The sequence below is a fragment of the Lysobacter rhizosphaerae genome (assembly GCF_054779795.1).
In genome coordinates this window covers 382,965-396,984 of record NZ_BAAGXO010000001.1, presented here as the reverse complement: position 1 = coordinate 396,984, position 14,020 = coordinate 382,965, and the positions used below count along the sequence as shown (strand labels likewise).

The 14,020-nt window shown below is 65.5% G+C and carries 12 protein-coding genes; 6 read left to right on the top strand and 6 right to left on the bottom strand.

What is annotated here, in order from left to right:
- Positions 1–4 precede the first annotated feature (4 nt).
- The gene (locus ACYVGE_RS01800) at positions 5–628 is read right to left on the bottom strand and encodes a sulfotransferase family 2 domain-containing protein (protein ID WP_460726519.1); all 624 of its coding nucleotides are present in this window, start codon (positions 626–628) and stop codon (positions 5–7) included.
- Between the two features lie 97 nt (positions 629–725).
- Here ACYVGE_RS01800 and trhA point away from each other — a divergent pair, with 97 nt between their 5' ends.
- Positions 726–1,376 (top strand): PAQR family membrane homeostasis protein TrhA, encoded by a 651-nt coding sequence (trhA, locus tag ACYVGE_RS01795; RefSeq protein ID WP_460726517.1) that lies wholly within the window; start codon positions 726–728, stop codon positions 1,374–1,376.
- 202 nt (positions 1,377–1,578) lie between these two features.
- A complete protein-coding gene (locus ACYVGE_RS01790; protein ID WP_460726516.1) occupies positions 1,579–3,537 on the top strand; it encodes an AsmA family protein in 1,959 nt (652 codons plus the stop codon).
- Positions 3,538–3,559: 22 nt separating this feature from the next.
- On the opposite strand, the gene ACYVGE_RS01785 is transcribed toward ACYVGE_RS01790, so the two are convergent.
- From ACYVGE_RS01785 to mtgA, 3 genes are read right to left on the bottom strand one after another with little or no spacing between them, the layout of a single operon-like run.
- Positions 3,560–3,988, bottom strand: coding sequence for a CBS domain-containing protein (locus ACYVGE_RS01785; protein WP_460726514.1), 429 nt, complete (start codon positions 3,986–3,988; stop codon positions 3,560–3,562).
- Positions 3,927–4,967, bottom strand: coding sequence for a glycosyltransferase family 2 protein (locus ACYVGE_RS01780; protein ID WP_460726512.1), 1,041 nt, complete (start codon positions 4,965–4,967; stop codon positions 3,927–3,929). The genes ACYVGE_RS01785 and ACYVGE_RS01780 overlap by 62 nt, the downstream gene beginning before the upstream one ends.
- Positions 4,968–5,005: 38 nt before the next feature.
- Positions 5,006–5,746 (bottom strand): monofunctional biosynthetic peptidoglycan transglycosylase, encoded by a 741-nt coding sequence (mtgA, locus tag ACYVGE_RS01775; protein WP_460726510.1) that lies wholly within the window; start codon positions 5,744–5,746, stop codon positions 5,006–5,008.
- Between the two features lie 137 nt (positions 5,747–5,883).
- On the opposite strand from mtgA, the gene hslO reads away from it, so the two are divergent.
- The 4 genes from hslO to ACYVGE_RS01755 all read left to right on the top strand — a co-directional run bounded on the left by hslO (position 5,884) and on the right by ACYVGE_RS01755 (position 11,842).
- On the top strand, positions 5,884–6,795 hold the full coding sequence (gene hslO, locus ACYVGE_RS01770; protein WP_460726508.1) for an Hsp33 family molecular chaperone HslO: 912 nt from the start codon (positions 5,884–5,886) through the stop codon (positions 6,793–6,795).
- 142 nt (positions 6,796–6,937) lie between these two features.
- Entirely contained in the window at positions 6,938–7,759 is an 822-nt protein-coding gene (locus ACYVGE_RS01765; RefSeq protein ID WP_460727269.1) for an XOO1806 family protein, read from the top strand.
- 326 nt (positions 7,760–8,085) lie between these two features.
- A complete protein-coding gene (locus ACYVGE_RS01760; RefSeq protein WP_460726506.1) occupies positions 8,086–11,079 on the top strand; it encodes a TonB-dependent receptor domain-containing protein in 2,994 nt (997 codons plus the stop codon).
- A 109-nt stretch (positions 11,080–11,188) separates the two neighbouring features.
- Positions 11,189–11,842, top strand: a complete 654-nt coding sequence (locus ACYVGE_RS01755) for a TIGR02466 family protein (protein WP_460726504.1) — start codon at positions 11,189–11,191, stop codon at positions 11,840–11,842.
- 28 nt (positions 11,843–11,870) lie between these two features.
- Here the strand turns inward: ACYVGE_RS01755 and ACYVGE_RS01750 are convergent, their stop codons facing one another.
- Both ACYVGE_RS01750 and ACYVGE_RS01745 read right to left on the bottom strand, forming a co-directional pair.
- Positions 11,871–13,433 (bottom strand): tetratricopeptide repeat-containing sulfotransferase family protein, encoded by a 1,563-nt coding sequence (locus ACYVGE_RS01750; protein WP_460726502.1) that lies wholly within the window; start codon positions 13,431–13,433, stop codon positions 11,871–11,873.
- Positions 13,433–14,020, bottom strand: coding sequence for a 2OG-Fe(II) oxygenase (locus tag ACYVGE_RS01745; protein ID WP_460726500.1), 588 nt, complete (start codon positions 14,018–14,020; stop codon positions 13,433–13,435). The genes ACYVGE_RS01750 and ACYVGE_RS01745 overlap by 1 nt, the downstream gene beginning before the upstream one ends.

Genomic DNA, 14,020 nt, shown 5'->3' with positions numbered 1-14,020 from the left:
ATGTTCAGAACTGGTAGTCGAAGAGTTCGAGGTCGCGGCGATACAGCTCGGCCACGCCGTCGATCAGTTGCTGGTCATAGTAGTCGCGGTAACTGCCGCGGCGGGAGCTGTTGACCTGTTCCAGCGACCGCGACGGGATGCCGATCCGCGCGCAGAGGCTGTCGTACGACGCCTGCATATCCTCCACCCGGCCCACCATGTCCGCCAGCATCCGGCCGTCCCGGTCGGTGACGAAAGTGTGCTGCGGCACGAACAGGATGTGCTGCATCGGCCGCGCCTCGAACAGGATATGGCGCATCACCGCCTGCGGTTTTTGATTGAACGCGTCATTGGCCCGCGTCATGAACGCGCAGTAGGAAACGAAGCGGTCGAACGGATTGCGCACGAAGGCGAACTTCAGGTAGCTGGCGAAGGCTTCCTCGCCGACGAACGGCCGGATCTGGTCCAGCGTGATGTGGCCATGCTTGATCGAGGCCAGCTCCTCGAACGGGAAACGCTTGTTGACGAACAGGCCGACCTGCTCGAGGTCTTCGTCGCTCATGTGCTCGCGCAGTGCCTGCCGCACGGAATGGGTTCCGGTCTTGGGAATGGCGGCAAAAATGAAGCGATGCTGATGGGAAATGATCATTTGCGAACGGCAACCGATGGACGGGGAATCATAGGCCACCCGCCGCCCGCCTGCGGCCCTGAGTATTTGCTCCAGCGATGAACCGGATGCTCCAGCCATGACCCAGTCCAGTCCCCTGGCCGACGCCCGCGAGGAACTCGCCAACGCCCTCACCCATGGCCTTGGCGCCGCCGCGGCGCTGGCGGGTGGCGCGGTGCTCGTCGCCCTGGCCGCCCGCCATGGCGACGGCTGGCAACTGGTGGGCGCCTCCGTGTTCGGCCTGAGCCTGCTGCTGCTCTACATCGCCTCGACCCTCTACCACGCGATCCAGCACCCGGTGTTGAAGGCGCGGATGAAGGTGGTCGACCATTGCGCGATCTACCTGCTGATCGCGGGCACCTACACACCCTTCACCCTGATCGGCCTGCGCGGCGAAGTCGGCTGGTGGCTGTTCGGGGCCATCTGGACACTTGCGCTCGCCGGCGTCGTCTTCAAGCTGTTCTTCACCGGGCGCTTCAAGCTGTTGTCGACCCTGATCTACATCGCGATGGGCTGGCTCGTGCTGGCGGCGATCGTGCCCGTGTTCCGCGCACTCGACGCCTGGACGTTCGGCTGGCTGATTGCCGGCGGTGCCTGCTACACGCTGGGCACGGTTTTCTACCACCGCCCGACCATGCGCTACTCGCACGCCGTGTGGCACATGTTCGTCGTTGCTGGCAGCGTGTGCCATTACGTTTCGGTGATGGCGCAGGTGGCGCCACGCGCCTGATCGCGTCGCAACGCTGAATCGACCACAACGTGTTCACCCACGCTTGACCGCAACTTGCCGAAGGTAGTGCCGGTTCCCATGGAGCATCGGCATGCCGCGGCTCAGACACTTGTCGCTCGGACACATGTCGCCATCGCTGGCAGTCCATCCCGCGGCGGCTAGAAACAGTGGCTTCGCGCCATGAAGCCACCCGACCAATGACATGGACGCGCCGCGTCTGCCTGAACCGGCCCAAGCGTTTGCCGCGCTGCGACGTCATCCCTGGCTGACCCTGCTGGGCCTCGCCCTCGCCGGCCTGGCGGTACTGATCTGGCTGTGGGACTGGAACTGGTTCAAGGGCGCCGTCGAGCGCCAGGTCGAGGCGCGCACCGGGCGCGATTTCGAAATCGGCGGCGACCTCGACGTCGACCTGGACTGGACCGAACCGACGGTTCGTGCCGATGCCGTGCGCTTCGCCAATGCAAGCTGGTCCAGGCAACCGGTGATGGCGTCGGCCGACCGGGTCGAGTTCACCATCCGGCTGTGGCCGCTGCTGCGGCGCCGGTTCCTCGTCCCCGACCTGCGCTTGCGCCGCCCCGTGCTGCACCTGGAAACCGGGCCGCAAGGTATCGGCAACTGGGAGTTCGGCGAACCCGGCGGCCCCAGCCCGCAGTTCTCGCGGCTGTGGATCGACAGCGGCAAGCTCACTTTCATCGACGCGGCGAGCAGGACGGACATCGCCACCGACGTGACCAGCAAGCTCACGCCGGGCGCCGTCGCGTCGTCGGTGGCGCTCGACGGCGGCGGCCACTGGAAAGGCAGCCAATTCCGCGTGAACGGCACCGCCGAATCGCCCCTGGAGCTGCGCGAGCGCCAACGTCCGTATCGCATCGACCTGCGCGCCAGCGCGGGAGACACCCACGCGCACGCGCGCGGCTCCCTGGTCGACCCGGTGCTGCTGCGCGACTTCGATCTGCAACTTGCGCTGGACGGCCAGGACATGGCCGATCTGTACCCTTTGCTCGGCATCGTTTCGCCCAACACGCCGCCCTACAAGCTCGATGGCCGGCTGACGCGGGAAATCAGTGCCGGGAAACACACCTGGCACTACGACAACTTCCACGGGGTCGTCGGCGACACCGACCTCGCCGGCGACGCGAGCCTGACGGTCGGTGGCGCACGTCCCTTCCTGCGCGCCAACCTGGCCTCGAAGCGGCTCGACTTCGACGACCTCGCCGGCTTCGTCAACAAGGCCCCGGACACCGGCGACGGCGAATCGACCAACGCGCAACTCGCGGCGCAAGCCGCGAGCGACGATGCACGACCGCGCCTGCTTCCGGACCGCCCGTACGAACTCGAAAAGCTGCGCGCGATGGACGCCGAAATCCACTACACGGCACATCGCATCGACGCACCCAGATTGCCGCTCGACAACATGGATACCCACCTGCGGCTGGACAACGGCGTGTTGCAACTGCAACCGCTGAACTTCGGTGTGGCAGGGGGGCAGGTGCGCTCGGTGGTGCGCATGGATGCGCGCGGAAATCCCATCCGCACGCGCGCCCGGATCGACGCGCGCGGATTGAACCTGCGCGAACTCATCCCGGACGTGAAGCTGGCGCAGGACGCGATCGGCCGCATCGGTGGCCTCGTGACGCTGACGGGTAACGGCAACTCGATCGCCCTCATGCTCGGAAGCAGCGACGGCGATGTCGCCATCGGCATGGGACACGGCCAGATCAGCAACCTGCTGATGGAACTGGCCGGCATAGATATCGCCGAGGCCCTGAAATTCCTCGTCGAGGGCGACCGCAAGGTGCCCATCCGCTGCGCCTTCGGTGATTTCAGCGTCAGCAACGGCGTCATGACAACGCGCGCGATGGCCTTCGACACCACCGACACGATCATCGTCGGCGAAGGTACCGTGAGCCTGCGCGACGAAACGCTGCATCTGAAACTGCGGCCGCGACCGAAGGATCGCAGCCTGCTCGCGTTGCGGTCGCCGTTATGGATCGACGGCACGTTCAAGGATCCCGGGTTCCATCCGGATTACGGACGCGTCGGGCTGCGCAGCGCCTTTGCGCTGGTGCTGGGCAACATCGTCCCGCCGGCTGCGCTGCTGGCGACACTGGAGCTGGGACCCGGCAAGGATGCGGCGTGTGGAGGGCACTACGCCAGGTGATGCGCGCTCCGCCCGGCTTCGCTCAACTGGCGATATAGCGCTGCAGCTGGTCCAGTTCCAACTGCTGGTCCTCGATGACCGCCTTCACCAGGTCCCCAATCGAAACCACGCCGACGACTTCGCCACCCCGGATCACCGGCAGGTGGCGGATGCGCTGGTTGGTGACGACCTGCATGCAGTACTCGGCCGTGTCGTCCGGGCGCACGGTGAGGACGTCGGCGGTCATGATGGTGCGTACGGGCGTGTCGCTGGACGAGCGCCCCTGCAGCACGATCTTCCGCGCATAGTCGCGTTCCGACAGGATGCCCACCAGTCGCGTCCCTTCCATCACCAGCACCGCGCCGATGCGTTTTTCCGCCATCAGCCGGATCGCATCGATCACCGGCGCATCAGGCGCGATCGCGTAGATCTCCGGGGTTTTCGCTTCGAGCAGCTGCCGCACGGTACGCATGGCCCTCTCCTTCGATGCCGACTGACGAGGCAGAGAATACTCCTGCCGCCGGCCTCCAGGAATCGACCAGGTAGAGCGGCCGTTGCTTGGCTTCGTCGTACAGGCGGCCCAGGTATTCACCGATAAGACCGAGGGCGATCAGCTGCACGCCCCCGAGGAAGAGGATGACGGCCATCATCGTCGGCCAGCCGGCGACGGGGTCGCCCCAGAACATGGCCTTGAGCACGACCCAGAGCGCGTACAGGAAGGCCACGACCGCGGTCAGCAGGCCCAGGTATGTCGCCAGCCGGAGCGGTGCCGTGGAGAAGCTCGTGATGCCCTCGAGCGCGAAATTCCAAAGGCGCCACAGGTTGAATTTGCTGGTGCCGGCGGTGCGCGCTTCGCGGTGGTAAGGAATCGCGGTGGAATTGAAACCCACCCATCCGAACAACCCCTTCATGAAGCGGTGGCGCTCGCGCAACTGCCGCAACGCCGCCAGCGAACGCGGCGAAAGCAGGCGGAAGTCGCCGGTATCGGCAGGGATCGGCGTATGCGAGAGCCGGCCGATCACGCGATAGAAGGCGTGCGCGGTGCCGCGCTTGAGCCAGCTTTCGCCCTCACGCTCCAAGCGCGTGCCGTGTACGTCGTCATAGCCCTCGCGCCACTTGGCGACGAACTGCGGGATCAGCTCGGGCGGGTCCTGCCCGTCGGCATCGAGGATCAACGCGGCACCGGCGCCGACATGGTCCAGCCCCGCGGTCAACGCCGCCTCCTTGCCGAAGTTGCGGGACAGGCGGAGCAGGCCGACGCCCGGATCGTTGGCGGCGATCTGTTGCAGCACGGCCCAGGTGGCGTCGTGGCTGCCGTCGTCCACATAAAGTACGCGGCCGTCGACATCGGGCATCCCATCCAGCGCGGCGCGCACGCGGGGATGCAACAGCGGCAAGGCCTGGGCCTCGTTGAAGGCCGCAACGACGACGGTGAGCAGGTCACGGGGCATGCCGGAATGGTAACGGGCCCGGCGCCGCCCGTCGCGATTCAGTCGATTCGCTGCAGGAATTCCGGGCCGCCCATGTAGCGCATCTGCCGCTGGATGGCGCTGCTGCGCCGCTGCACGTAGGGACCCGGGCGCGCCAGGCTGTACCGGCGTGGATTCGGCAGCACCGCGGCCATGCTCGCGGCTTCGGCCGGCGTGAGGGTGTTCGCATCCTTGCGGAAATAGGTGCGCGCCGCGGCCTGCGCGCCGTACACGCCGTCTCCGAGTTCCACCGTGTTGGCATAGACCTCGATGATGCGGGCCTTGGGCCAAAGCGCCTCGATCAGCACCGTGTACCAGACCTCCAACCCCTTGCGCGCCCAACGCGTGACGCCCTGCCCCTTCCACAGGAACAGGTTCTTCGCTGTCTGCTGGCTGATGGTGCTCGCGCCACGGATCCGCTTGACCGGCTTGTTGCGCTTGCGCGCACGTTCCTCGGCGCGCTCGTTGTGGGCGCGGGCCTTTTCGATCGCCTTGAAGTCGAAGCCGTTGTGCGTCGCGAAGTTCTGGTCTTCCGACGCGATCATCGCCAGCGGCACGTTGCGCGAGATCTCGTCGAGATCGCGCCAGTCGTAGGCGATGCGGAAGCCGAATTCGCCCGAGCCCCAGGCCTCGACCTCCCTGGCGGCCATGAATGCCGTGAACGGAGGATCGATGAAACGCAGCAGCAACACCTGCAGGACCGTGACGGCCACGAACATCACCGGCAGCTTCCACAGCCAGCCCCGCCAGCGCTTTCGCACGGCCCGTGCCGTCACTTCGTTCCCCTCTTGACCTGCGTCTTGCACCCGGCTGCCCTCATCCCCATCTTGCGGTCATCCCCGCAAACCCTGGTGCGCATTATCGTGGATGACGCGCGCCTTACCGCATGAGCCCCCCAATGACGACCCCCACAGATCGTGACCAGCTGAGCCGTTTCCTGATCGAAGGCGCCGGGGTGCGCGGCGTGCGCGTGCACCTGCAGGACACCTGGCAGCAGATCCGCACGCGCGCCGCCAGCCTGGACCATGAAATCCCGGCGGCCGCGGCGGAACTGCTGGGTGAAGCCGCCGCCGCGGCCGCGCTCTTCACCGGGCATGCCAAGGTCGACGGCCGGCTCTCGGTGCAGCTGCGGGGCCATGGCGCCTTGCGCACCCTGTTCGCCGAATGCACCGCCGCCGGCACGCTGCGCGGCATCGCGCAACTGGCCGACGAGGGCACCGTGTCCCGCGACCTCCGCGACCTGGGGCCCGACGCGTTGCTCGCCATCACCATCGAAAACCCTTCGCGCGATGGTCGCGAGCCCATGCGCTACCAGGGACTGGTCGCACTCGAATCCGATTCGCTCGCCGGCGCCTTTGAGGACTATTTCCGTCGCTCGGAGCAGTTGCCGACACGCCTCCTGCTGGCGGCGGACGAGACCGCTGCCGCAGGGCTGATGCTGCAGAAGTTGCCCGGCGACGCCGGCGACGACGACGGCTGGGCACGGGCCGGCGCGTTGTTCGAGACCCTGACCCCCCAGGAGTTGCTGGACTGGACCGATACCCAACTGGTGACCCGGTTGTTCCACGAGGACGGCGTCCAGTTGCTGGGCTCCAGGCCGCTGACCTTTGCCTGCTCCTGCTCAAGGGAACGGGTGGAGGCAATGCTGACCTCGCTGGGTGCGGAGGAGGCCCACGCGGCGTTGGCCGACGGGGAGGCGCTCGTGCGTTGTGAGTTTTGCGGCCAGTCGTATCGGTTCAGTGGGGAGCAGATCACCGGACTTTTCGAGACCGGGTTGGAGGTTCAACCTGCCCCCGAACGGACCCAATAGGGGGCTTGCGACGCAACGCACAGATTGTTAAATAAGCATAAAGTAGCTATAGTCATAGGCCATAACGCGGGGAACTTCACCGACCGATTCCGGTCGTAACCACGCCATGAAAGCGCGCCTGTTCCAGCTGCCACTAGCCCTGCTGCTCGCCCTTGGCGTGGCTTCGGGCGTGCATGCGCAGGCCACGGGGCGCACCGATGCGACCCTGCTCCCGGTGTGGAACACCAATGGCAAGCTCGAAGCCGTCCTCCAGCTCGAACCCAGCACGATCCCGGTTGCCGGCGCCCGCTGGCGCGTGGGCGGCAATACCCTGGATGCCGCTTTCGGCGTCGCTGCCGGCGATACGCTGGGCTTGGTATGCGATCGCAAGAACGGGTTGACCTCGGCGATAAGCAGCCTCGCCAACCACTGCATGCTTGCCACCCTCGACGGCGATGGTGATGGCAGCGGCGACCGGCAGTTCAGTGGCGGAGCCAGTCTGAGCCACGGTAACAGCCGCGTGGGCCTGATCCTGGGCACTGGACGCGACACCCTGCCCGCCTGGCTCAGCCCCAGCTACAAGACCGGCAAGCTCGACCAGAACAGCCTTACCCTCTACGGCCAGAAGAACGTCGGCCGCGAGGCAACCGTCTCCATTGGCGGCACCCTGGCCCGGGCCCGCCTGATCCCTGCGGACGACATCCCGTCCGAAGTAGCCGACCGCTGGACCAGCAAGACCTTCACGGTCGGCGCCGGGGTGGGCAATTTTGGCGCCAACATCATCGGCCGCGTCGTGGACACCCCCGGGGTCCCGGGCCAATGGGGCGGCCTTGGAGTGGGACTCACCTGGCGGACGCCCTGGAGCGGCCAGCTCACCGTGGGCGCCGAGAACATCGTGACCCGCGGCAAGAACCCCTTCGCTCCCAGTGGCAGCGACAAGGACGAGGGAACCGTTCCCTACGTCCGCTACGAGCAGGACCTCTAGTCCGCTCCCCGGCCGCCCCCTCTCGGCGGCCCCTCTTTTTGCCTTTGGAACCCGCCCGGAGCCATTCGCGGGAACCGTTCTCTGCGTCCTCTACGAGCAGGACCTCTAGTCCGCTCTCCGCCGCCCCTCTTCCGGCGGCCCTCTCCCTCGTTTTTGCCTTTGGAACCCGTCCGGGGACCATTCGTCGGCGCTTATTAACGACACTTTAATTTTTCCGAGCAGCCGTCTACTATCCGGACGGCCTTGCCGGATTAGGTGTCTTCCTTGACTCCGCCGGGGAGGTTCCCATGGGAAACAAACCAAGACCGACTTGGAGAGAGAGAGAAATGACCCTTAAGACCAACAAGCTCCGCGACGCGATTTCGTTCGCTATCGCTGTGGGCGCCATCGCCGGAACCGGCTCTGCGTTCGCGCAGGAAGCCGCTCCGCCGGAAAAGAAGGAAGCCACCACCCTCGATCGCATCGAAGTGACTGGCTCGCGCATCAAGCGCACCGACATCGAGACCTCGCAGCCGGTGTTCTCGCTGAGCCGCGATGAAATCACCGCACAGGGCCTGACCTCGGTCGGTGACGTGATCCAGAACATCACGGCCAACGGTTCGACCCTCAACAGCACCTTCAACAACGGCGGCAACGGTGAAACCCGCGTCAGCCTGCGTAACCTCGGTTCGAACCGCACCCTGGTGCTGGTCAACGGCCGTCGTTGGGTCGGTGGTACCGGCCTGGGTGGCGCGGTCGACCTGAACACCATTCCGACCGCCGCGGTCGAGCGCATCGAAGTCCTGAAGGACGGCGCCTCGACGATTTACGGCTCCGACGCCATCGCCGGCGTGGTCAACGTGATCCTGCGCCAGAACTTCGAAGGCGCCGAAGCCAACGCTTACATCGGCCAGTTCGACAAGGGCGACGGCACCAAGCAGGCCTACGACTTCACCATCGGTTCGGCCTCCGACCGCTTCACCGCGATGATGGGCTTCGGCTGGGTCAAGGAAGAGCCGGTCATGGCTGGCGACCGCGACATCTCCAAGGAGCCGGTCGTCGGCACGGGCAACGCTTTCGGCAGCGGCACCTCGCCGGGCGGCCGTTTCTCGCTGTGCCCGGGCGGCTTCAACAGCGCCACCAACCTTTGCAATGGCCCGCAGCGGAACTTCAATGGCGGCGCCGGCACCTTCACCTACGACGGCGGTCCGGACAGCGCGCCGCGTCCGTACGTCCCGGGCGTTGATGCGTACAACTTCGCCCCTGAGAACTACCTGCTGACCCCGCAGGAACGCCGCTCGGTGTTCGGCAATGCCTCGGTGGACATCACCGACGACATCCGCTTCAAGACCACCATCACCTATAACGAGCGCACGTCCGAGCAGCTGCTCGCCGCCATGCCGGTCGTTCTGGGTACCGCTCCGGGCGCCACTCCGCTGAGCCGTGCGGTCTTCATCAGCAAGGACAGCATCTACAACCCGTTCGGTCAGGACGTCTCGCGCATCAACCGCCGCTTCGTCGAAACCGGCGGCCGTTCGTTCAACCAGGACGTGCGTACGTTCGCGGTGGACGCCGGCTTCGAAGGCACGCTGAACTTCGGCGAGAAGTACTTCGACTGGGAAGCTGGTTACTTCCGCGGTGAGAACCAGGCCAACAACACCACCCAAGGCCTGATGAACGTCATCGCGCTGAAGCAGGCGCTCGGCCCGTCGTTCCGCGACGCTGCCGGCGTGGCTCACTGCGGTACCGCCACCGCCATCGTCGCCGGCTGCGTGCCGCTCGACCTGCTCGGCGGCGTTGGCAGCATCACCCCGGAAATGCTCGACTTCGTGTCGTTCACCGCGCACGACGAGTACAACTACCTGCAGAAGACCTACTACGCCAACGTCAGCGGCGAAGTGTTCGACATGCCGGCCGGCGCGCTGGGCTTCTCGTTCGGCCTCGAGCACCGCAGCGAATCCGGTTACGACTCGCCGGACGCGCTGATCGCTTCGGGCAACACCACCGGCAACGTGCGTACCCCCACCAAGGGCGGCTACTCGCTTGACGAGGCCTACCTCGAACTGGCCATCCCGGTGCTGGCCGACATGCCGTTCGCCAAGTTGCTCGACTTCAGCGTCGCCACCCGTTACTCGGACTACAGCAACTTCGGCAACACGCTGAACAGCAAGTTCGGTTTCCGCTGGAAGCCGATCGATGACCTGATGGTCCGCGGCAACTGGACCGAAGGCTTCCGCGCTCCGTCGATCGGCGAACTGTTCGCCGGCCAGGCCGACTCGTTCCCGACCCTGTCGGACCCCTGCAACGTCGCCAACTTCCAGAACCAGATCCCGGCGGCCAAGGCCCGGTGTATTGCCGAAGGCGTGCCGAACGGCGGTTACGTGCAGGACAGCTCGCAGATCCGCATCACCGTCGGCGGCAATCCTGACCTGCAGCCGGAAACGGCCGAGTCCACCACCTTCGGCGTGGTCTACAGCCCGAGCTTCGCGGAAGGCCTGGACATCTCGCTCGACTGGTGGAAGATCAAGCTGGAAGACCAGATCACCACGATCGGCGGCGCCAACATCATCCAGCAGTGCTTGGACTCCGGTGGTACGGGCCCGACTTGCGCGCTCTATTCGCGTAATCCGGCCGGCGACATCAACACCCTGCTGAACACCACGACCAACATCGGCGGCGCCAAGCTCGAAGGCTACGACATGACGGTCAGCTACCGCCTGCCGGAAACGGCGTGGGGTACCTTCAGCTTCGTGTGGGATACCACCTACCTGTCCAGCTTCGAGCAGGACATCGACGGCGACGGTCGCTTCGGTGAAGACCAGCAGAAGCTGCCGGCCATCGGCCAGCCGTTCAACTTCAACGAAGGCGGCAACCAGGTCGGCGAGTTCGCCCAGAACTCCAACTCGTGGCGCATCCGTTCCAACCTGGCCACGCGCTGGGAAATGGGCGACTTCGGCGCGAATTGGAACATTCGTTACTTCTCGGCCCAGAACGAGGGCTGCCAGAACTTCGAAGACTACGGCTACGCCTTCCTGTGCTCGGATCCTGACCGCTTCATCGGCCTGCCGAGCGACGACAACGGCAATGGCGTGTGGGACGGCGAGGCCGGTGGCGATTCCATCGTCGCTACGCCTGCTGCCGAGAACCACATCGGTGCGACGACCTACCACGACGTGAGCGCCTACTGGAACGCGCCGTGGAACGCGAAGATCACCGTGGGCGTCAACAACGTGTTCGACAAGGATCCGCCGATTGCGCTGAATGCCTTCGCGAACTCGTTCGACCCGCAGTACGAAGTCCCGGGCCGCTTCTACTACATGCGTTACGCGCAGAAGTTCTGATCCAGCCCAGTTGTATGTTTGCCACTACGGCCCCGAAAGGGGCCGTAGTTTTTTGCGCAGTACACTAGCCGCGTTGCGCGGGAGCGCCGCGCCCCAGGAATCGCCACGCATGCCACTTGAGATCAACCCGGTATTCGCCGTGCCGCTCGGCCAGGAAACCCTGCCCGATGCGCAATCCATCAATGCGGAACTGAAGGCCTTGCTGCTCGCACGCGAGTCGGAAGGGGACCGCTACGCCAACCCCAATCCTTCGCTGAAGCAGCACCAGGGCGTATTCGAGAGCGACTTCAACCTGTTCTCATGGCCGGAGCCCTGCGTGCAGCGCTTGCGCCAGTTCTGCTGGTCGGCACTGGGCAAGCTGATCCAGGACCTCAACGGCTACAGCGCCGAGGATATGCAGCGCCTGCAGATCTTCTCGCACACCTGGTTCCACGTGACCCGGAACGGCGGATTCACCATCATGCACACCCACCCGATGGCCTCCTGGTCGGGCGTCTACTGTGTGGCCGCCGGGGAGACGCCCGCGGACCGGCCTGAATCCGGGATCCTGCGCTTCCACAATCCGCACCACTACAGCAACTACTTCCTCGACCCCGGCAATGCGCGGCTGCGCGCCCCGTACCACCATGGCACCTGGAGCGTCCGTTTCGAGGGGGGGCAGCTGGTGCTGTTCCCGTCATGGCTGCAGCATGAGGTCATGCCGTTCTTCGGCAACGATGAACGCATCACCGTCGCATTCAACTGTTGGTTCGGCATGAAATGACAGCTAGCGAGGGCCGACCGGGCCCTCGTCAGCGATAAGGCGCCAGGCCTTCGATCAACGGCTGCAATTGCTGCTCGTAGGGACTCCAGGCGGCCTTGCGGTTCTTGATGATGCCGCCGCGCATCTGCGGACTGCTCGCTGTGGCCACCGCGCCGGCTCCTTCCAGCGTCGTCGCAGCTGCGTCCCACGGCAGGCCGCAGAACTCGAGCACCCCACGCATCAAGCCCTCGGGATCCTCGACCAACGCGTCGTAGTGGACGTCGAGGATCCGGCCCGGCATCACCTTGTGCCAGTGGGCCATCAGCTGCCGGTACTGGCCATACCACTCCGCCAACTCCCGCTGGTCGTACGAGAACGTGTTCACGTCCGAAAACATCGTGCGCAGGTTGGAGAAGCACGTATCCAACGGGTCGCGAACCATGTGCAGGATCCGCGCCTGAGGCAGGGCCTTGGCGATGAAGCCAAGGTTGAGGAAGTTCGACGGCAGTTTTTCTGTCAGGTAAGGCTTGCCCTTGGCGCGCCATGCCGTCGCTTCATCGAAACGGCGCCCCACCAGGCCGTAATCGACGTTGGCCGCGCGCCGGACCAATTCGGCATCGACCACACCCTTGTTGCGGTAATCCGCCGCATAACGCATCTGCGTCGTGAACGAATATGTCTCGCCGCCGTCCGCCACCATTGGATGGCCGCCCAGCAATTGCTCGAGCAGCGTGCTGCCGGAGCGATGCATGCCGACGATGAAGACCGGCACGAAGGTGGCCTCGGGCTGCGCGACGGGTTGCACGAACTGTTCGTCGGCCAACGCCATCAGGCCGTCATACATGCGGCGGGCATCGGTGCGGTCGTGCGGCGTCAGCTGGCGCTTGCAGCGGCAGCCGTGCTGCAGCGCCTGCCAGGAATCGTCAAAGCGACCCAGGTCATGGAGTTCGTTGTGCAGGGCGAACGCCAGGTATGAATCGCTTTCGCTGCCGCGCTGCACCCTGGGAATCAGGGCGCGCATGCGTTCGACATGATTGGCGTCTTCCGTCTGCTTGCGCAGGCGCGACAGCACCCAATGGGCCTGGGCGAACCCGGGCGCCTTGGCGATGCTCAGCTCCAGCTCCCGTTCGGAGGCTTCCATGTCGCCGAAGAACATCTGTACGACTCCGCGGAAATAGCGGGTCTGCGGGTTGTTCGGCTCGCGAATGATCGCGAGATCGAGCATCTCCATCGCCAGGTCGTTGGCGCCTATCGTGCTGACCATCATGGCCAGGTCCGTCAGCCAGGTGGCCGAGCGGCGTTCACGCCAGCGCGAGTGCTCCACGCATTCGAGCAGCGCGACGGGCTCGTTGTACATGCGCAACGCTCGCACCAGGGTGAGTACGGCCTCATCGCTGCCGGGGCGTCTGGCCAACGCGCGCAAGGTGTAGTCGAGGCCGTCACGGTAACGGCCGAGCGAGAGCGCCATCCTCGATGCGCGCAGCATCGCCATCGCATGGCCCGGATCACGCGCCAGCACGTTGTCGTATTGCGCCAGTGCGGCGGCCCACTGCCCTTGGCGGGCGTAGGTTTCAGCCTTGTTCCAAAGCGCGGGCACCGTTTCTGCGTTCATCATGCCCCGCCGTTCGCGACGCGCTCGAACTTGATGGCGAAGGTGTAGCGCGGCGCATAGCAGATGCGGTTCGGCGGCCTTCCGACGTGCTTGATCGCGCCGTCAAAGATGACCAGCCGTCCCGGCTGGGGACGCACTGCGCAGGCGATCTCGTCCTGCGCGTCGTAGAACATCGTCTCGCCGCCCCACTCGAGGTCCCAGCGTTCGCACAAGTACCACAGCGCGGTCAGGTCATGCTGGTCCGGCAGGCAGTCCGTATGCGTGAACAGCATGTCGCCGTAGCTCGCGACGTTGGTGTAGGCGCGATACGGTCTATATCCAACCCCGGGCCCCGCGAAGCCATCCACGGCGAGGCGGGTAACTTCAAAAATCGGCTGGCGCATGAGCGCTTCGAGCTTGATTTCCGTGGCCCAGTGCTTGTGCTCGGCCGTCTCCGGTCGCGCGACTTCCGTGCGGGTGAACATCGCACGCGCCAGCCCCTGGACGTACTCGCCCACATTGGGCAGCAGCCCGTCGAACACCCGCAGCGGGCGGCCATCGATCAACAGCTCGCGACTGCTCGCGGGCGCGGCGGGGTTCGAGGTCAT